This window comes from Pallidibacillus pasinlerensis, assembly GCF_009996845.1.
GTDB lineage: Bacteria > Bacillota > Bacilli > Bacillales > Caldibacillaceae > Pallidibacillus > Pallidibacillus pasinlerensis.
The window spans coordinates 15,134-34,082 of the sequence record NZ_JAACYS010000019.1 but is presented as its reverse complement, the minus strand read 5'-3'; the positions used below and the strand labels follow the sequence as shown (position 1 = coordinate 34,082).

Annotated in this window: 18 protein-coding genes; 17 read left to right on the top strand and 1 reads right to left on the bottom strand. The window is 33.2% G+C overall.

The features are described from left to right. Nucleotides 1–303 precede the first annotated feature (303 nt). The 11 genes from GW534_RS06125 (at nt 304) to GW534_RS06075 (ending at nt 9,986) form a co-directional block, all read left to right on the top strand. A complete protein-coding gene (locus GW534_RS06125) occupies nt 304–456 on the top strand; it encodes a YpzG family protein (protein WP_161920176.1) in 153 nt (50 codons plus the stop codon). Nucleotides 457–729: 273 nt separating this feature from the next. Further along, the gene (locus tag GW534_RS06120; RefSeq protein WP_161920175.1) at nt 730–1,344 is read left to right on the top strand and encodes a DedA family protein; all 615 of its coding nucleotides are present in this window, start codon (nt 730–732) and stop codon (nt 1,342–1,344) included. A gap of 36 nt (nt 1,345–1,380) precedes the next feature. Beyond that, nucleotides 1,381–2,220, top strand: a complete 840-nt coding sequence (locus GW534_RS06115) for an undecaprenyl-diphosphate phosphatase (protein WP_161920174.1) — start codon at nt 1,381–1,383, stop codon at nt 2,218–2,220. Between the two features lie 111 nt (nt 2,221–2,331). Continuing rightward, on the top strand, nt 2,332–2,937 hold the full coding sequence (locus tag GW534_RS06110) for a BsuPI-related putative proteinase inhibitor (RefSeq protein WP_161920173.1): 606 nt from the start codon (nt 2,332–2,334) through the stop codon (nt 2,935–2,937). A gap of 284 nt (nt 2,938–3,221) precedes the next feature. Continuing rightward, nucleotides 3,222–3,914 carry a response regulator transcription factor gene (locus tag GW534_RS06105; RefSeq protein ID WP_161920172.1) on the top strand — a complete coding sequence of 231 codons (693 nt, stop codon included), beginning with the start codon at nt 3,222–3,224 and terminating at the stop codon, nt 3,912–3,914. Then, nucleotides 3,915–5,339, top strand: coding sequence for a sensor histidine kinase (locus tag GW534_RS06100; RefSeq protein WP_161920171.1), 1,425 nt, complete (start codon nt 3,915–3,917; stop codon nt 5,337–5,339). It begins immediately after the preceding gene. Nucleotides 5,340–5,610: 271 nt separating this feature from the next. Beyond that, complete coding sequence (locus tag GW534_RS06095; RefSeq protein WP_161920170.1) at nt 5,611–6,159, top strand: helix-turn-helix domain-containing protein; 549 nt, start codon at nt 5,611–5,613, stop codon at nt 6,157–6,159. A gap of 35 nt (nt 6,160–6,194) precedes the next feature. After that, a complete protein-coding gene (locus GW534_RS06090) occupies nt 6,195–7,301 on the top strand; it encodes an ABC transporter ATP-binding protein (RefSeq protein WP_161920169.1) in 1,107 nt (368 codons plus the stop codon). Next, a complete protein-coding gene (locus GW534_RS06085) occupies nt 7,301–8,104 on the top strand; it encodes an ABC transporter permease (protein WP_161920168.1) in 804 nt (267 codons plus the stop codon). Before GW534_RS06090 ends, GW534_RS06085 begins: the two co-directional genes overlap by 1 nt. Beyond that, entirely contained in the window at nt 8,101–8,913 is an 813-nt protein-coding gene (locus GW534_RS06080; protein ID WP_161920167.1) for an ABC transporter permease, read from the top strand. Before GW534_RS06085 ends, GW534_RS06080 begins: the two co-directional genes overlap by 4 nt. Then, entirely contained in the window at nt 8,910–9,986 is a 1,077-nt protein-coding gene (locus tag GW534_RS06075; protein ID WP_161920166.1) for an ABC transporter substrate-binding protein, read from the top strand. Before GW534_RS06080 ends, GW534_RS06075 begins: the two co-directional genes overlap by 4 nt. 47 nt (nt 9,987–10,033) lie before the next feature. On the opposite strand, the gene GW534_RS06070 is transcribed toward GW534_RS06075, so the two are convergent. Beyond that, on the bottom strand, nt 10,034–10,666 hold the full coding sequence (locus GW534_RS06070) for a hypothetical protein (RefSeq protein ID WP_246203973.1): 633 nt from the start codon (nt 10,664–10,666) through the stop codon (nt 10,034–10,036). Between the two features lie 248 nt (nt 10,667–10,914). On the opposite strand from GW534_RS06070, the gene GW534_RS06065 reads away from it, so the two are divergent. The 6 genes from GW534_RS06065 (at nt 10,915) to argC (ending at nt 18,935) form a co-directional block, all read left to right on the top strand. Continuing rightward, on the top strand, nt 10,915–11,820 hold the full coding sequence (locus GW534_RS06065) for a DUF1002 domain-containing protein (RefSeq protein WP_161920165.1): 906 nt from the start codon (nt 10,915–10,917) through the stop codon (nt 11,818–11,820). Nucleotides 11,821–12,014: 194 nt separating this feature from the next. Then, nucleotides 12,015–13,172, top strand: a complete 1,158-nt coding sequence (locus GW534_RS06060) for a D-alanyl-D-alanine carboxypeptidase family protein (RefSeq protein WP_161920164.1) — start codon at nt 12,015–12,017, stop codon at nt 13,170–13,172. A gap of 243 nt (nt 13,173–13,415) precedes the next feature. Further along, nucleotides 13,416–14,396, top strand: a complete 981-nt coding sequence (locus GW534_RS06055; RefSeq protein WP_312854634.1) for an ABC transporter ATP-binding protein — start codon at nt 13,416–13,418, stop codon at nt 14,394–14,396. Beyond that, nucleotides 14,374–15,147, top strand: a complete 774-nt coding sequence (locus GW534_RS06050) for an ABC transporter permease (RefSeq protein ID WP_246203971.1) — start codon at nt 14,374–14,376, stop codon at nt 15,145–15,147. Before GW534_RS06055 ends, GW534_RS06050 begins: the two co-directional genes overlap by 23 nt. A gap of 236 nt (nt 15,148–15,383) precedes the next feature. Continuing rightward, nucleotides 15,384–17,735 (top strand): RNA polymerase recycling motor HelD, encoded by a 2,352-nt coding sequence (gene helD / locus GW534_RS06045; RefSeq protein ID WP_161920162.1) that lies wholly within the window; start codon nt 15,384–15,386, stop codon nt 17,733–17,735. A 162-nt stretch (nt 17,736–17,897) separates the two neighbouring features. Next, the gene (gene argC, locus GW534_RS06040) at nt 17,898–18,935 is read left to right on the top strand and encodes an N-acetyl-gamma-glutamyl-phosphate reductase (protein WP_161920161.1); all 1,038 of its coding nucleotides are present in this window, start codon (nt 17,898–17,900) and stop codon (nt 18,933–18,935) included. Nucleotides 18,936–18,949: the final 14 nt, after the last annotated feature.

Sequence of the window (18,949 nt, the reverse complement as noted above, 5' to 3'; positions counted from 1 at the left end):
TTCTTTTCGTCATTGAGAAAAATGCCACCTTGAACAAAGTAGTTACCACTACACTCACATTGTAAACCATATACGTGAAGTATGGGGACTCAATTTGTGACAAAATGGTTAAGGATTAAATTGGTACTTGCAATTTCAAAATAATTTATTTTGACAATTACTTGCACTAAAAATTATCTTGATATAACTCAACAGTAATGTAAAGAAAAATGCATTTTAATTACAACTTATAATTTATAAAAAAGTACATAAATTAAAAATGATATTCTTTTTGAATATCAAATCCTACCACGAGGTGATTACATGCGATTTCATAATAGTGTCGATCGTACCCATGAATTGTTCCGTCGAAATTGGACAAGATCGAAACGCACGAATTCGCAAGTGAATGGCCAAACAGAAATGAGTCAATCTACATTTATTTTGTTAAGAAATGCAAAGGCAAATCATCGGTAGGTAGGAAAATATCACATAAATGTGATGATAAAGGGCGGGAATATCCTGCCCTTTATTGTCTTTCCTATTAAAATCTTTTGTACGTTTTTATATGTAATCCTCATGTAAATCTTTCCATCCAATTTATAAGATGATAATATTAAACAAGTGAGTTTATAGTGATTTTAAAAATATTGATGAAATAATCATACATATCTATTTGAGAAATACATTTATAATGGACAAGTAATAAAAACGCTACAATGAATTTTATTAGGAGGATAAAGAACTGCAATGGAAAATTGGATTATGGATATAATGGATCAGTTTGGATATTTAGGTGTTTTTCTTCTTATTTGTATAGAGAATTTGTTTCCGCCTATTCCATCTGAAATCATCTTAACTTTTGGTGGGTTTTCTACCCATTCGACAAATTTAACCGTAATGGGTGTTATTTTTTACGCGACATTAGGATCGGTTATTGGTGCGATTATTTTGTACTGGCTCGGTCGTGTCTTACATATTGAACGATTAGAAAAAATTATCGAGCGCTGGGGCCATATTTTACGTCTTAAAAAAGAAGATTTATATCGGGCGGATGATTGGTTTCAAAAGTATGGGTACTGGACGGTATTTTTCTGCCGAATGATTCCGTTGTTACGTAGTTTAATTTCGATTCCGGCTGGTATGGCACGAATGAACTTTTGGATATTTTTATTTTTTACGACGGTAGGGACTATTATTTGGAATTCAATTTTAGTTGGCCTCGGTGCAAAAGTTGGTGAAAATTGGGAAGCAATTGTACATTACATGGATATTTATTCAAACATTGTTTATGCAATTTTAGCTGTTATTGCCGTTTTCGTGCTTATATATATCTTCCGTAGAGGAAAAAATAAACAATCCTAATTGAAACTACCAATTTAAAAATAAGGAGTTTTTTGTATGGATTTTTTAATCTTTTTAAAAGCACTTATACTTGGAATGGTTGAAGGCTTGACGGAGTTTGCACCTGTTTCTTCCACTGGTCATATGGTTATAGTGGATGATTTATGGTTAAAGTCACAAGAGTTTTTAGGAAGTCCGTATGTCGCAAATACATTCAAAGTAGTTATTCAACTTGGCTCTATTTTAGCTGTTGTAGTTGTCTTTAAGGATCGTTTTATTGACTTACTTGGATTAGGAGAAAAGTCACATAAATTAGGGGAAAAACCTAAAGGTCATTTGAAATTAACACATATTCTTATCGGGATACTTCCAGCAGGGGTTTTAGGTGTACTTTTTGAAGATATTATTGATGAAATTTTATTTGGTGTTGAATATGTCGTAATTGCGTTGTTTCTCGGTGCCTTTTGGATGATTTTTGCTGACGTGTTTTCAAAGAATCGTCCGGTAGTTGCGGAAACAGTAGACCAAATTACGTATAAACAAGCTCTTTATATGGGGATTTTCCAATGTATGTCTCTCTGGCCTGGTTTTTCTCGATCGGGTGCCACAATTTCCGGTGGCGTTGTTTTAGGGCTTAGTCACCGTGCTGCCTCGGATTTTACCTTTATTATGGCTGTACCAATAATGGCAGGAGCTAGTGGGCTCTCTTTAATAAAGAACTGGGAATATTTCACAATGGACGCCCTTCCGTTTTTTATCGTTGGTTTTATCGCAGCTTTCATTTTCGCACTCGTTTCGATAAAATTCTTCTTAAAACTTATTAATCGAATTAAGCTTGTACCGTTTGCAATATATCGAATTATTGTTGCGATCATTATCATGCTGTTTATTTTCTAATAATGTAAAAGGATTTGAAAGATAACATGCCTATCTTTCAAATCCTTTTTTTATATGAACAATTTTGAAACTTCATTTAAATTAATACGTCTTATATTATGAGGTGATGAAATGAATCGGGCGTTTATTAAAGATAAGTTCTATTTGCTTTTTACTGTAATCATAGTTTCGTTATTAGTTGGATGTGGGAGTAGTAACGAAGGGTTAAACAATGCGAAAGTTGATAATGGAGAAGAAGGTGTAGATTTGAAAGAAGAAAAGCTTGATTTGGATGAAAAGCTTAAAACGAAAAAGGTAAATTTCAAAAAGATAGAAACTAGTGAGGGAGAAACTTTCCAAAGTACGTTAAATATAAAAAAGGAAGATCAAAAACTTCTATTGGATTTTACACTAGAGAATATTTCAGAACAAGGACACACCTTTACCTTTTCTTCTGGACAGGAATTTGATTTTTGGGTGTATGACAAAAATAGTAATTTAATATATCAATGGTCTGATGGACGTTTTTTTACGATGGTTATAAAGGAAGTGACACTAGACCCTGGAGATCAACTGAACTATAGTACGAATTGGGATTTTGTGAATCAATTAGGAGAACAGGTTTCTGAAGATGAGGTATATACAATCGAATTTAGTGTAACAGCTCAAGTTAAAGGACAAGATGAAACAATTGTAAATCCAGCAGAATTACAATTAAAAGAAAAATATATTCCTTAAATTTGTTAACGATTGATTTAAAAAATCTAATAAAAAACTGTTGTAATTAATGATGAATGAAGGGAGGGAGTTGTCCTTGTATGTGGAAGTATTCACTTTAGGACAACTCCGAAATCTATATAAAAGGAAGGAGAGCCTTGATAATTTAACTATAAAGAATAAATATGAAAAAACTATGAAAAAACTATGACCCAACCATTAAATTTTTAATAAAGGTTTTCGGTCCTTTTTTGTCCCTTTTTCGTTATAATAAATGTAATAGTTAAAAATCGAGGTGTAACATAATGAAAGTTCTCGTAGTTGAAGATAATGAAAATGTATGTTCAATGATTGACATGTTTTTTATAAAAGAAGGAATTGAAGGTGTCTTCATTCATGATGGAAATGAAGGGTATGAGCGTGCAATTACGGAAGATTGGGACTTAATTATTCTCGATTGGATGTTACCTGGCATGGATGGGGTGACCATTTGCCGTAAAATACGAGAAACGAAAAATATGGTTCCGATTATTATGTTGACGGCAAAGGATTCAGAATCTGATCAAGTGTTAGGATTGGAAATTGGGGCAGATGATTATGTGACAAAACCATTTAGTCCTTTAACGCTTATGGCACGGATAAAAGCGGTGACTAGACGTGCAAATCATAGAAATCAATCCCAAGGACAAATGGAGTTGATCGAGACTAATCATTTTAAAATAAATAAAGAAACGAGGGAAGTCTTTTTAGATGGAGAAGCAATTCCTGATTTAACACCGAAAGAGTTTGATTTACTTGTGTTTTTTGCTCAACATCCTAGACAAGTGTTTACGAGGGAACAAATTTTAGATCGTGTATGGGGGTATCAATATTACGGCGATGAACGTACCGTCGATGTACATATTAAACGTTTAAGGAAGAAAATTGGAAGAGAGAAGCAACCGTTTTTCCATACGATTTGGGGTGTCGGCTACAAATTTGATGAGATGGTGGAATAAATGAAATTTAAATATATGTATCAACAACTGCTAAGTCACATTGGCATCATAACAGTATCCTTTATTATAGTTGGTATCATTGTTTCCCAGTTTGCGGAAAACTTAGTATATAAAAATAAAGAAGAAGAACTTATTAGTTATGGAAATGAAATTTTACAAGAATTAAAATTCATCTCTATTTATGACACGGTTACGTTAAATGGGTATCAAGAAGTACTAGACAATCGAAACATCACCATTTGGCAATTTAATGCCCAAGGAGATATTCGCTATCCTCCAGATAAAAAAAATGTACGAATTCGGTTCTCTGATGAGGAATGGTCGAGGATAGTAAATGGTCGAGGGGTTACAGTGACAATGGACGACAGACTAGGTAATCCGTCTTCGATTGTCGTCCTCCCTTACGTAAAGGGTGATTATTTATATGGCGGTATTATCCTTACTGCTCCCATTAGTAATACACAGGCAATAGTTAAAGAGTTTAACGATTATTTAGTGATGACTGTATTAGTAACGATTATTATTTCCTTTATTATAAGTTGGTTTTTATCACAAATCCACGGCAGACGGATTAAGCAATTACAAAATGCAACATCTGCGGTTGCCCAAGGGAATTATGATATAAGAGTACAAGATTCGGATTTTGATGAAATAGGTGAGTTAGCTAGCGATTTTAATAAAATGGTTCAACGATTAAAAAAATCGAATGAGGAAATAAAAATATTAGAAAACCGCAAACGACAATTTATCGCAGATGTCTCTCATGAAATGCGAACGCCATTAACAACGATAAGTGGCATTATTGAAGGCCTCCAAAACGATATGATTCCTGAAAGTGAAAAGGAAAAGGGGCTTCAGTTAGCGAGTCAGGAAACAAAGCGGCTCATTCGGTTAGTGAATGAAAATTTAGATTATGAAAAAATACGTTCTAACCAAGTGAAATTAACTCTAGAAGAAATCGAATTAGCCGATATATTTGAAATCGTTGAAGAACAACTAGCAATCCAAGCCAAAAACCGAGGAAGTCAAATATTAGTAGAACTAGAAGGTAAGCCAATTGTATTTGCAGACTATGACCGTCTTATTCAAATCGTATTAAATATTACTAAAAATTCGATTCAGTTTACCGAAAACGGAAACATTTTTTTAAGAGGAAAACAGACAGAAAACTATACTATAATAGAAATTGAAGATACAGGAGTCGGAATTGATCCAAAAGATATTGAAAATATATGGCAACGATTTTACAAAGCGGATGTTTCAAGAAGAAGTAATCCATTCGGTGAATTCGGACTAGGTTTGTCAATTGTTCAACAGCTTGTTCGTTTACATCGGGGTGAAATATACGTTGAGAGCGAGAAAGGAAAAGGTACGAAATTCACGATTCATTTACCGTTAAAAATAGAAAAAGACAGCAAAAGTTAATATGTGAAGTTAAGGGAGCTAATCCACATCACATAATATCTAGTGTTAATGGAATAATAATGCTAGAAATTGGTAGTAATATGTGGAAAAGCTCCTTTTTTATTTTGCTTTTTTTCGCAAAAAAATTTCTTAAAAAAAAACCATTGCAAGACATACAAAAAAATGTATAATAGGGAATTGGAATTTCAAATTATTAAACTTTAAGTTTAGTTTTATAAAACTTTATTTACTAATGGTTTACTTTTAGTAAACAAGTATAGAGGTTGAATTCATGTATAAAGGTATAGGGAAAAAAATCAAAAATTTAAGGTTAAAAAAAGGTTTAACACAAGAAGAACTTGGAGAACGAACAGATTTAACGAAAGGATACATATCGCAAATTGAACGGGATTTAAGTTCACCTTCAATAGAAACATTCTTTTCAATCCTAGAAGTATTAGGTTGTTCGCCAAAGGAGTTTTTTAACGATTTAGAACATGAACAAAAGGTTGTTTATGATAATGAAGATCAAACGGAATTTATTGATGAGGAATTAGGTTACCAGATTCAATGGCTCGTTCCTGAATCTAATGAAAATGACATGGAACCAATTATTCTTACGTTAGAGCCAAATGGAAAATTTAAAGAATTTGAACCTTCTTTATCTGAAACCTTTGCATATGTTTTACAAGGACAAGTAGCAGTTAAATTAGGGAAGAAAATGTATTTCGCTCGGGCTGGAGAAGCGATTTATTTCCATGCTTCACATGAACATCAAATAATAAATGACTTTGATGGAATCTCTAAATTATTACTCGTTGCAACAGAATCATATTTATAACAAAAGCCATATAAAGGAAGAAGGGGGAGTCTGAAATGACAAATCAACCAATCATTCGCTTTGAAAATGTAACAAAACAGTACGATGATAGTAAACCTATTCTTAATAATGTAAGTTTTGAAATGGAAAAAGGTAAGTTCTATACCCTTCTTGGCCCTTCAGGATGCGGGAAAACAACCATTCTTCGCTTAATTTCTGGACTAATAGAAGCAACAAGTGGAAAAATTTACATAAATGATCTATTAGTAAACAATATACCGGCGAACAAGCGCCAAGTGAATACAGTTTTTCAAGATTATGCTTTATTCCCGCATTTGAACGTATTTGATAACGTGGCTTTTGGGTTACGAGTTAAAAAGTTACCAAATCATGAAATTGAAAAGAAAGTTAAAGACGCGTTACGTTTTGTTAACTTAGATGGTTATGAAAATCGAGAAATTACGGAAATGTCCGGTGGACAAAGACAACGGGTAGCCATCGCGAGAGCCATTGTTAATGAACCAGAAGTGCTATTGCTTGATGAACCATTATCTGCCCTAGATTTGAAGTTACGTTCAGAAATGCAGTATGAACTGCGTGAACTACAACAACGACTTGGAATAACATTTGTGTTTGTTACCCATGATCAAGAAGAAGCGTTAGCGATGAGTGATGAAATCTTTGTTATTAATGAAGGGAAAATTGAGCAAAGAGGTACGCCGAAGGATATTTATGATGAGCCAATTAACCGTTTTGTTGCGGACTTTATCGGTGAATCGAATATTATCCCAGGTAAAATGATTCAAGACTTTCTTGTAGAATTTGCAGGAAAACAATATGAATGTGTTGACCAAGGATTTAAGCCGAACGAAACAGTGGAAATCGTCATCCGTCCAGAGGATTTAGAGATTACTACGAAGGAACGAGGTAAGTTTACAGTAAAAGTAGATTCTATTTTATTCCGAGGCGTACATTATGAAATTATTGGTTACGATGAAAAAGGAAATGAATGGATGATTCATTCAACGAAAAGAGCAACGGTAGGCGATGAAATCGGGTTATACTTTGAACCGGAAGATATTCATGTTATGAGATTAGGTGAGACGGAAGAAGAATTTGATGCCCGTTTAGAAAGCTATACGACACAAGGGGATGAGGAATAATGGTAAAAGATCGAAATTGGTATCTTGTCCCTTACGTTGTTTTTATTGTACTTTTCGTTGTCCTACCAATCGTATTAATCGTTTATTATTCATTTTTTGACATACATGGTGATTTTACATTTGAAAATTATATAAAGTTTTTCACACCTGTTTATTTAAAAATGGCTTTAAGTTCCTTTTGGTATGCCTTTTTAATTACAGCATTTTCATTGCTTATTGCTTATCCAACGGCATACTTTTTAACGAAATTAAAATATAAGCAACTATGGTTATTATTAATTATTGTTCCTTCTTGGATTAACCTATTATTAAAAGCTTATGCCTTTATTGGAATTTTTGGCACGTATGGTTTTGCAAATGCGATGTTAGAAACATTCGGGATTGGTAGACAGCAATTATTATTTACGGATTTCAGTTTTATTTTTGTGTCCGTTTATATTTTTATACCATTTATGATTTTGCCAATTTATAATGCATTAGATAAATTAAATCCATCATTAGTAGATGCTTCTAAAGATTTAGGAGCATCAAATTGGACGACGTTTAGTCACGTGATTTTTCCTTTAACACTTGATGGAGTGAAATCTGGGTGCCAAGTAGTATTTATCCCAGCATTAAGTTTATTTATGCTAACACGTCTTATTGCTGGAAACCGTGTGATTACCCTAGGTACAGCTGTTGAACAGCACTTTTTAGTAACACAAAACTGGGGGATGGGTTCTACGATTGCGGTATTTTTAATTATCATCATGGTATTCATCATGGTAATTTCAGGAAGTCGGAAGCGGGGGATTAAATTATGAAGAGAAAATTTAAACCATCAACAATATATTTAGCGATTGTCTTTGTCATTTTGTACGCTCCGATTTTCTATTTAATGTATTATTCATTCAATAGTGGCGGTAAAATGTATGCATTCGAGAGTTTTACTTGGGAATGGTATGGAGAACTACTTTCAGATACTCGACTACTCATTATTGTTTTAAATACGATTATCATTGCGCTACTTTCCGCAGCAATATCTACAATAATCGGTACGCTAGGTGCGATTGCTGTTTGGTATATTAGAAAAAATAAGATGAAAAATCTCTTATTATCATTGAATAACATTTTAATTGTTAGTCCTGATGTTGTAATTGGTGCATCCTTTTTAATATTATTTACTTTTATTGGAATACAGTTAGGATTCTTTTCTGTTTTGTTAGCCCATATCGCTTTTTCTGTGCCAATTGTTGTTATCATGGTACTACCTAAATTACAAGAAATGAGTCCTTCGTTAATAGCTGCTGCCAAGGACTTGGGAGCGAACCGATATCATGTTTTGACAAAAGTAATTTTACCATATATTACACCAGGGATTTTTGCTGGTTTTTTCATGGCGCTAACGTACTCTTTAGATGATTTTGCGGTAACTTTTTTCGTGACAGGGAATGGATTCACAACTTTATCTGTTGAAATTTACTCGATGGCTCGTCAAGGGGTTTCCTTAACGATTAATGCTTTATCGACAATATTATTCTTGTTTACAATTCTTCTTGTCATTGGTTATTACTTTATTTCGAAAAGAACGAATGCCAACGGCCGGATGTTCGGATTGGGGGCTAGAAAATGAGAAAATTAGTTCAAGCTTTTGTTACCGTTTTTGTCATTTCGTTTCTGCTCATTTTTATTGTCAATCGTTTAAATGCTGCGGAAGGTTATGCTGGTAATAATACAATTACAGTATATAACTGGGGCGAGTATATTGACCCTGACTTAATTGATCAATTTGAAGAAGAAACAGGTATTAAAGTCATTTATGAAACTTTTGATTCCAATGAAGCGATGATGGTGAAAATTGATCAAGGTGGTACAGCGTATGATATCGCCGTTCCTTCAGAATATGCCATTGAACGGATGAAGGAAAATGACGCGCTCATCCCATTAGATCATTCTAAACTGCCGAATTTAAAAAATATTGATGAGCGTTTTCTAGACTTGGCTTTTGATCCAGGTAATGAGTATTCTGTTCCATATTTTTGGGGAACGGTTGGGATTGTATATAATCCGACGATGTTAGAAGAAGGAAGAACGTTTACTAGTTGGGATGATTTATGGGCACCTGACTTAAAAAACCAAATTTTACTTGTTGATGGAGCCCGTGAAGTTATCGGATTTGGCTTGAACAGTTTACATTATTCTTTAAATGATACAAATAAAGATCATTTACAGGAAGCAAAGGACAAACTTGTAAAATTACAACCGAATATTAAGGCTATTGTCGGTGATGAAATTAAGATGTTAATGGTAAATGAAGATGCTCCAATTGGTGTTGTTTGGAGTGGTGATGCAGCAGATATGATGTGGGAAAATGAAAATCTCGACTATGCTGTACCAGAAGAAGGATCGAATCTGTGGTTTGATAATATGGTCATTCCTAAAACAGCTAAAAATGTAGATGGAGCCCATAAATTTATTAATTTTATGCTAGATGCTGAAGTTGCAGCACAGAATGCTGATTATGTTGGATATTCCACCCCGAATAAAGCTGCCATGGAACTGTTACCAGAAGAAACGGTGACTGATGAACGTTTTTACCCATCACCGGAATTAACAGACAAACTGGAAGTGTACGAAAACCTAGGTCCAGATATGTTGAATTACTATAATGAATTATATTTAGAATTTAAAATGCATGCGAAATAAGAAAAGGGGCTAACAAATATGTAGCCCCTTTTCGTTACTTATGTTAATTATAATGGACGAAGTTTTTTTATTAGTTTTAAAGGATTAAGATGTTCCAACATCCGATTTTCCGATTTTGCATTTTCTAATAAATCACGATCCAAATAAGGATAATCGTATAATTTTCCTTCGTATACAAAATCAAATCGGCGATGAACGAAAAAGTCAACTGGTGTGACTAAAGCTGGAGGAAAATTCCATAATTGAACACCGCTATCTTGTAAAACTTCCGCTACAAATTGAGAGCAGAAATAAGAATCGTTATTATGAATTGGATGACTCATAAGTATACCGATTAAACCTAATAAATTGTACGAAAACCTATCTTTATTCATTTCAAAACTTTCAACTTTTTCTCGTATATTTTTATACTCTTCAACAGACACTTCTAATTTTAAAATTAAGCAACGTGTATCTTCAAAATATCGGTACGTACCAAAATAAACATCCTCACGTATAAAACCTGCTCGAAGAGGGTTACGTGGATTTTTTCTTCCAAAGCTATATATTTCATTTAATTCATCGTCAAAAACAATGGATACATGGTTATATGGAGCGTTCGTGAACCACTTGATCATTTTTGTGAACAAGGTTCCCGTATCAGTTAAAAGTATATAAATACTATTTTTTTTATTATTCATGCTCTCTCTCCCTATTTATCCCTCGTATCGTCATAGCAAACTTGTAAACTCTAAATATAAACTTAAGATAATACTTAATATACCATATAATTAAACGAATGGATAAAGAAAATAATGACAAGGAAGTTTTTTGCAAGATTTAAATTAATCCCTTTTTAATAAAATCTCTATTTGATTATCCGCGAAAACAAATTATTATAGATATATGAGATAAGTTTTTACCTAAATAAATTAGGAGTTGAATGTAAATGAAAAAAATGAAGCAATTGATGTTATTGTTATTAAGTATATTCTTGACTCTTAGTATTGGTAATTCTTTTGTTTATGCAAATGATAATGTGATTGATGAAAAAGACGGACCAACCATTGTTGTATTAGGAGAACGGTTGTCAGAGTCACAAAAAGAAGAAACGAGAAGACTTTTAAAGGTTGATGAAGAAGGAGAAGTAAAGGAAATTATCGTTACTGGAGCGGATGCAGCAAAATATATTAATGGAGATCCAAACTCCAATATGTATTCTTCCGCCAAAATCAAACGATTAGATAAAGGGGAAGGTATTAAAGTTATCCAAGCCACTCCTGAAAATATTACAGAAGTAACGGATGAGATGTATGCCAATGCATTGCTCACTGCAGGGATAGAAGATGCGGAAATTACCGTTGCATCACCGGTTCGAGTGACAGGACATTCTGCTTTAACAGGTATTTTTAAAGCGTACGAAGAAACGGGTGAAGAATTAGATACAGCAAGGCTAGATGTAGCGAATCAAGAACTTGATTTATCAACGAAATTGGCTGAAGAAGCAGGACTAAATGAGGACCAAGTCAGTCAATTGATGACTGAAATTAAAAAAGCAATTGCTGAACAAAAGCCAGCAACGAAAGAAGAAATCCAACAAATTATTGAAGAACAATTGAAGAAGCTAAACATCGAAATCCCTGATGAATATAAACAAATGCTCATTAATTTATTTGAGCAAATGCGAAATTTAAATATTAACTTTGATGAATTAAAAGGTCAATTAGATAAATTGACAAATGTTATTAAAGATAAACTAGGTGAAGTAGATCCTAATGTGTTCGTAAAAATATGGAATTTCATTAAAGATATTTTTATGGCTATCGTCAACTTCTTTGTTAATTTATTTTCTTAAAAACTAGTGGCTGTCCCGGAAATTTATGGGGCGGCTTTTTATTTTTTTCGAAAAATAATAATGAATGTAGAGGGCTAATTAAGAGAAAATTGTCGAAAAAAGTTGTATCTTAGTTTAAAAAAATAGTGAACTTATGTATAATGTTGCTTTAGGTTAATAGAGTCGAATTTTTAATGAACAAAAGGTGTTTTTTTATGATTAAAAGGAAATTTTTTATGACTTTTATCGTATTTTTCTTTTTGTTTCCATTACAAATTGCTGCCGAAACTATCGAAGAACCTGATGTTTCAAGTGAGGCTGCGATATTAATGGATGCGAAATCTGGACAAGTTATTTACGGGAAAAATGAATTTGTGCGAATGAATCCGGCGAGTATAACGAAAATTGCAACTGCAATTTATGCGATTGAAAATGGTGTTCTATCTGATCAAGTTGTCGTTAGTGAACAGGCGACGAAAGTTGAAGGAACAACGGTTTATTTAGAACCTGGGGAAATTGTTTCGTTGGAAAAGCTGATTATCGGTATGGTTGTTAACTCTGGTAATGATGCTGCAATTGCGATTGCTGAACATATTGATGGATCGCTGACTAACTTCGAAAAGAATTTTAATGTATATTTACAAGATTATATTGGTGTTAGTAGTACTCATTTTGAAAACCCTCACGGATTGTACGGGGAAAACCATTATACAACTGCCTACGATATGGCAAGAATTACACAACATGCGATGGAAAATGAGATTTTCCGATCAATATTTAAAATTCAAGAGTATGAATGGGATGGCGAATCATGGGATACGACAATAGTCAATCATCACCGTCTCGTGCTTGGTGAATTTCCTTACGATGCAGAAATTACTGGTGGCAAAAATGGGTTTGTTAGTCAATCAGGTTTTACGTTAGTGACAACAGCGACAAAAGGGGATTTAGATTTAATAGCTGTCACAATGAAAACGAATTTAAAAAATGAACCGTATGCTGAAACACTAAGTTTGTTTGATTATGGATTTAATAATTTTAAAACAGAAGTTATCCCAAAAGGGTCAAAGTTTACAGTGGATAATGAAGAGTTTGTTGCTGAAGACGATTTAATATATACGGTGAATATTCATGATAAAGTCTCGAATAAAATTAACCCTTCAGGTGTATTATCAATATATAATGGAGAAAATGAACAAATCGCCAGCTTTAACTTAAAGTCCCTATCAGCACCTGTAACAAAAAATATTACTGATGAAAATGAAGAAAACTGGCAAGCAAATGGTTTTTTAGGCACGATGGAACTTGCTATTTTAGGTGTTTCTGCGATTATTGTCGTATTAGTAATTCAAAAACTGCGTAAAAGAGCATAGTAATTTTAATAATACGAAACCAGCTCGAGTTTGAGTTGGTTTTTTTATTACCGTAAATATGTAACGGTACATCGTTCTTTCAAATCCATCTAAAGATTAGCTCGAATCAGCCCTCAGATGGATTTCTTATAAAATGAAACAAAGTTATAATTGAAACGTAATAGTTAATGTAATTTAAATTTTCGTAAAAATAAAACCAATCAAACGTTTGATTAAATAACGGATAAGGGAGTGGAATGTTTGATGGATATAGTTAAAGTTACTAATGTTAAAAAGTCATATAAAAAAAGAAAAACGAAAGAGCTCGTGCAAGCAGTAAAGGGGATAAATTTTACGATAAAAAAGGGAGAAATTGTTGGACTTTTAGGACCGAATGGTGCTGGAAAAACGACAACAATCAAAATGATGTGTGGTTTATTAGTTCCAGATGAAGGTGAAATTTACATTAACGGTATTGATATTCAAAAACGAAGACTAGAAGCTTTACGACATATTAGTGTTGTATTGGAAGGGAACCGTAATATATATTGGCGATTAACGGTTAAGGAAAATTTAGAGTACTTTGCGGGAAATCGAGGGTTTACCAAAAAACAAATTCAAGAAAAAATGGACCATTTATTAGAACGATTCAACTTGAAAGAAAAAGAAAATGAAATGGTTAATTCACTTTCTCGGGGGATGCAACAAAAAGTGGCCATTGCTATTGCTCTATTAGCGGATACGGAAGTAATTTATTTAGACGAACCGACATTAGGGTTAGATATTGAAACGAGCTATGAAATTCGCAGACTATTAAAAGAAATCGTTCAAGAGGAACAAAAAACAATTATCATTTCGACTCACGATATGCCTGTTGTACAAGAAATATGTGAACGGGTAATAATTGTTAACCATGGTAAAGTGGTGGTTGATGATCGGGTAGATAATCTCTTACAGCTATTCGAAAGTAAGGCTTATCGATTTACATTATTAAAGCCGTTATCGGATTGGCAAAAGGAAGTGCTTAAAAAGGAATTCATAGTTACGATTTCAGAAAATGACAACAATCAAACAATTTTAGATGTGAATATTACGACGAGTGAAGGCTTTTATAAAATTACCGAGATATTAGAGAAGGAACAAACACCGATTGAAAAGATTGACCGAAGTATCGTCGATTTTGAAGAAGTGTTTATGAACATTGTAAAGGGGGAAAAGGAAATTGACCTGGCTCACACTGTTTAAAGTAAATATGAAAAGGGAACTGATTTTAATTAAGCGGTATTGGATGAATACGTTAAGTATGATCGTAAGCTTTTATATCATTTTCTTAGCAATGTTTTTAGGAATTCAAGTAGTCGGTGATCCATCCACGGCAGAGTTAAATACACAATATGTCATTATTAACTATATTTTTTGGTATTTAACGATGGCTGTCATGTCTGGAATCGGTTGGGTTGTGATGAATGAAGTAACATTAGGGACATTGGAACAGTTATATATGTCGCCCCTTGGTGCTTGGCGTATCTTTTTAGCGCGAATTGTTTCAAGTACAATTGTTGAAATCGGGATTGTAATCGTTATGTTAATTTTATCAATGTTAACGGCTGGTACATGGTTAAATTTAGACATTTTATCTATTTTCCCTATTTTTGTTTTGACGATTATAAGTATGATCGGGGTTAGTTTTATGATTGCGGGTATGGCAGTTATTTTTAAGCAAATTAATTCCTTTTTACAAATCTCGCAATTTATATTTGCTGGTTTAACCTTTGTACCGTTATCCGTTGCCCCGTTTTTAGTATTTTTCCCTGTTGTAAAGGGAGTTGATATGGTAAGACAAATTGCAATTCATAATTATACATTAGCCGATTTTTCATTGATGGATTATACTGCATTAATTTTAAATGCGATTGTTTATTTAGTGTTAGGGATAATCGTATTTTCACGCTGTGAAAGACATGCGATGGAAAAGGGAATATTAGGACAGCATTAAAAAAAGAGCAATCGTATTCAGGTTGCTCTTTTCCTTGTTTATAAAGAATAGAAAGAGGTAAACTAATTTTGCATGAAAAAGTATTTATTTTGAGTATAAGAATATGCTATAATGAAAGTTGGTCATTCCAATTATAATAAATTGAACATAAATACCCAATTATATAATAACACAAGAGAGTGTATTGAGTCAAGTTTTTTATTTTCTTAATCAAAATATTTTTAAGGGGTGTTTTTATGGCGGAAATAAATGAAAATATTAGAACTGAAGAACAAAAACGAGTGGACACGGTCATCGAGAAAATAGAAAAACGAATGGAAAAGCTGGAGAGTAAAACTGGAAATTTAAAACAAGATATCGTCTCCTTACGCAAAAGATTTTGGGAAGATGTTACGGTTAATATTGATGATCCGGATGATGTAATCGAAACTCATGCTAGTTTAAAACAGCAGGCAGAATTACTCGGTGAACGGGAGCGGAGTCATGGTCAATTTTATAAACAATATAAAAATTTACAGAGACTTAAATCATCACCTTATTTTGGTCGGATTGACTTTTTAGAAGAGGGAGAAAAAGAGGCAGAGCAAATTTATATTGGTTTATTTTCCTTAATGGATGATGATGATGAAAATTTCCTTATATATGATTGGCGTGCTCCTATCTCTAGTATGTATTATGATTATGCCCCTGGTCCAGCTCAATATGAAACGATGGATGGCCCTATAAAAGGTGAAATTGAATTAAAACGGCAATACATTATTCGCGATGGGAAAATAAAAGGTTTATTTGATACAGGAATTACGATTGGTGATGAAATTCTTCAAACGGTTTTAAGTGATCAAGCAGATACTCAAATGAAAAATATTGTGGCAACGATTCAAAAAGAACAAAATGCCATTATCCGAAATAATAAGAAACGGTATTTAGTCGTTCAAGGTGCAGCAGGAAGTGGTAAAACGTCAGCAGCTATGCAACGGGTTGCTTATCTTTTATATCGATATCGAGAGACATTAAAAGCGGAAAATATTTTATTATTTTCACCAAACCAAATGTTTAACAGTTATGTTAGTACGGTGCTTCCAGAGCTTGGTGAAGACAATATGGAACAGAGTACTTTTTATCAATATTTACAGCAACGTCTTAAAAATATTGATGTAGAAAATCCATATACACAATTAGAATATATCCTTGGTGGCAAGCGAGATGAATCCTACCAGCTTCGAAAAAAGTCCATTCAATTTAAAGTGAGTTTACAATATAAAGAGATAATTGATCAATATGTAGAGGAATTACTTACGAAAGGGATTTTATTTAAAAATATCCGTTTCCGCGGGGAACTTATACTAAGTAAGAACGAAATTGTCGATTATTTTTATAGCTTAAAACAAATTCCAACGATTCCAAATCGAATTAGCTGTGTAAAAGAGTGGATATTAGACAAGTTGCAAGAATTAGAGAAAAACGAACAGTCGAAAGAATGGGTTGAAGAGGAACGAGAATTACTTAGTAAAGAGGACTATTTGAGAATATATCGCAAACTACAAAAGCAACAACGTTTTACAGAGAATACTTTTAATGATTTTGAACGGGAAGAACAACTAATTGGTGAATGGGTTGTAAGAAGAAGGATTAAACCGTTACGTAATAAAATTATAAACTTAGCCTTTTTAGATGTTGTTGGCTTATATAAGCAACTATTTACGTGGGCAGAAGCGAATTCGGCGCTATTTTCTCTTCCTGAAGAGTGGCAAGAGATTAAAAGATTGACAGTAGAGAAACTTGCGACAGGCGAACTTTTTTATGAAGATGCGACACCATACCTGTATTTAAAAGATAAGCTTGAGGGAAAACAGATTCATAATTCAATACGTCATTTATTTATTGATGAGGCTCAAGACTATTCTCCGTTCCAATTTAGTTTTTTAAAGGAAATCTTTCCGAATAGCCGTATGACAATTTTAGGAGATATGAATCAATCGATTTTTACCCACTCTATTCATGATGAGCATGCGTTTGCCAAGTCTGAGGATTTATTCCCAGGAGAAGAATTAGAAAAAATCGTTTTAACAAAAAGTTATCGTTCAACAAAACAAATTGTCGAATTTACAGAAGAGATGCTTACAGATGAACATAAAATCGAGCCATTTAATCGCGTTGGAGAAATTCCAACATTAACAATTAGTCCGGATAAAAGTAAATTGCTGGATCATATTATTGAAAAAGTAACAGATTTACAAAATAAAGGTTTTGAAACAATCTCCATTATTTGTAAAACTGCGGCTGAGGCAAATGAAGCTTATGATGCTTTAAAAGAAAGTTTAAACTTACGACTTATTCGCAAAGAAACATCTTCCTATGAGAAAGGAATATTAATTATTCCGAGTTACTTAGCGAAAGGAATCGAGTTTGATGCAGTTATCATTTATAACTGCGCCGACGATGTTTACAATCAAGAGGATGAACGGAAATTGTTTTACACTGCATGTACACGGGCAATGCATGAATTACATTTATATTCAGTCGGAAAACCGAGTCGATTTGTGCAAGCAGTTGATAAAACAAAATATAAATTAATTGATCGATCATAAAAAAGCCAGACTATGTCTGGTTTTTTTATTTTCAAATTTTGCACGTAAAAGAATTTAAATCAAAATAGTAAAAATATGTATTGAATAATTATTAAATTTTTGTATATTTATTCATAATTAGTTATAATTATTCAACATAAAGAATGACTAGGAGTTGATTTTGTGGAAGTCGGAATCATTGGTGCAAATGGATATAGTGGAGTTGAATTAATTCGTTTATTGCAACATCATCCACATGTAACGTTAAAGAAAATATTTTCAAACTCAACGAGCGGAAAAAATATTTTAGAACTTTATCCACACTTAACTGAACTGGTGGATATGACCCTTGAACAAGTAAATATTGATGAAATTGCTAGTGAAATAGACTTGTTGTTGTTTGCAACTCCAGCGGGTGTTACAAAGGACTTGGTTCCAAGCTTTATAGAAAAGGGAATTATTTGCATTGATGTTTCAGGAGATTTCCGGCTTAAAAATCCAGAGGATTACGAACAGTGGTATAAAAAAGCGCCTGCAAAAAAGGAATTTCTGCAAGAAGCAGTATACGGTCTAACGGAATTTAATCGTAACAAAATTAAAAATGCGAAATTAATTGCCAATCCAGGATGTTTTCCAACGGCGACTTTGCTTGGATTAATTCCTGCGTTACAACATAAAGTCATTCATCCATCATCGATTCATATTGATGCTAAAACTGGAGTTTCCGGAGCTGGAAGAAATGCTAATTTAGCGAACATGTTTACTGAAGTAAATGAAAATATCAAAGCTTATAAAGTTGGGCAACATCAACATATTCCGGAAATTGAACAGCTAATTCATGAAATTAGTGGAGAGAAGGTACCAATCTCATTTATTACCCATTTAGTTCCTATGAACCGTGGGATTATGAGTACGATTTATTGCGATTTGACTGAAAAATCAACAACAGAAGAAATTTATCACATATACAAAGAATCGTATAAAAATGATCCGTTTATTCGCATTCGCCCTATTGGACAATTCCCAACAACGAAAGAAGTTTTCGGAAGTAACTACTGTGATATCAGTCTTTATGTTGATGAACGGACAAATAAACTAATCATTATATCGGTTATCGATAATCTAGTTAAAGGTGCGTCTGGTCAAGCAATACAAAATATGAATATAATCGTGGGTTGGGAAGAGACCGCAGGATTAACAAATGTTCCTTTATACCCATAAATGGAGGTAAGAAA

Coding starts and splice junctions, on each gene's coding strand:
- GW534_RS06105 (WP_161920172.1), top strand. CDS start 3,222: ATGAAAGTTCTCGTAGTTGAAGATAATGAAAATGTATGTTCAATGATT.
- GW534_RS06120 (WP_161920175.1), top strand. CDS start 730: ATGGAAAATTGGATTATGGATATAATGGATCAGTTTGGATATTTAGGT.
- GW534_RS06065 (WP_161920165.1), top strand. CDS start 10,915: ATGAAAAAAATGAAGCAATTGATGTTATTGTTATTAAGTATATTCTTG.
- GW534_RS06090 (WP_161920169.1), top strand. CDS start 6,195: ATGACAAATCAACCAATCATTCGCTTTGAAAATGTAACAAAACAGTAC.
- GW534_RS06115 (WP_161920174.1), top strand. CDS start 1,381: ATGGATTTTTTAATCTTTTTAAAAGCACTTATACTTGGAATGGTTGAA.
- GW534_RS06055 (WP_312854634.1), top strand. CDS start 13,416: ATGGATATAGTTAAAGTTACTAATGTTAAAAAGTCATATAAAAAAAGA.
- GW534_RS06070 (WP_246203973.1), bottom strand. CDS start 10,666: ATGAATAATAAAAAAAATAGTATTTATATACTTTTAACTGATACGGGA.
- GW534_RS06095 (WP_161920170.1), top strand. CDS start 5,611: ATGTATAAAGGTATAGGGAAAAAAATCAAAAATTTAAGGTTAAAAAAA.
- GW534_RS06125 (WP_161920176.1), top strand. CDS start 304: ATGCGATTTCATAATAGTGTCGATCGTACCCATGAATTGTTCCGTCGA.
- GW534_RS06060 (WP_161920164.1), top strand. CDS start 12,015: ATGATTAAAAGGAAATTTTTTATGACTTTTATCGTATTTTTCTTTTTG.
- helD (WP_161920162.1), top strand. CDS start 15,384: ATGGCGGAAATAAATGAAAATATTAGAACTGAAGAACAAAAACGAGTG.
- GW534_RS06080 (WP_161920167.1), top strand. CDS start 8,101: ATGAAGAGAAAATTTAAACCATCAACAATATATTTAGCGATTGTCTTT.
- GW534_RS06075 (WP_161920166.1), top strand. CDS start 8,910: ATGAGAAAATTAGTTCAAGCTTTTGTTACCGTTTTTGTCATTTCGTTT.
- GW534_RS06085 (WP_161920168.1), top strand. CDS start 7,301: ATGGTAAAAGATCGAAATTGGTATCTTGTCCCTTACGTTGTTTTTATT.
- GW534_RS06100 (WP_161920171.1), top strand. CDS start 3,915: ATGAAATTTAAATATATGTATCAACAACTGCTAAGTCACATTGGCATC.
- GW534_RS06110 (WP_161920173.1), top strand. CDS start 2,332: ATGAATCGGGCGTTTATTAAAGATAAGTTCTATTTGCTTTTTACTGTA.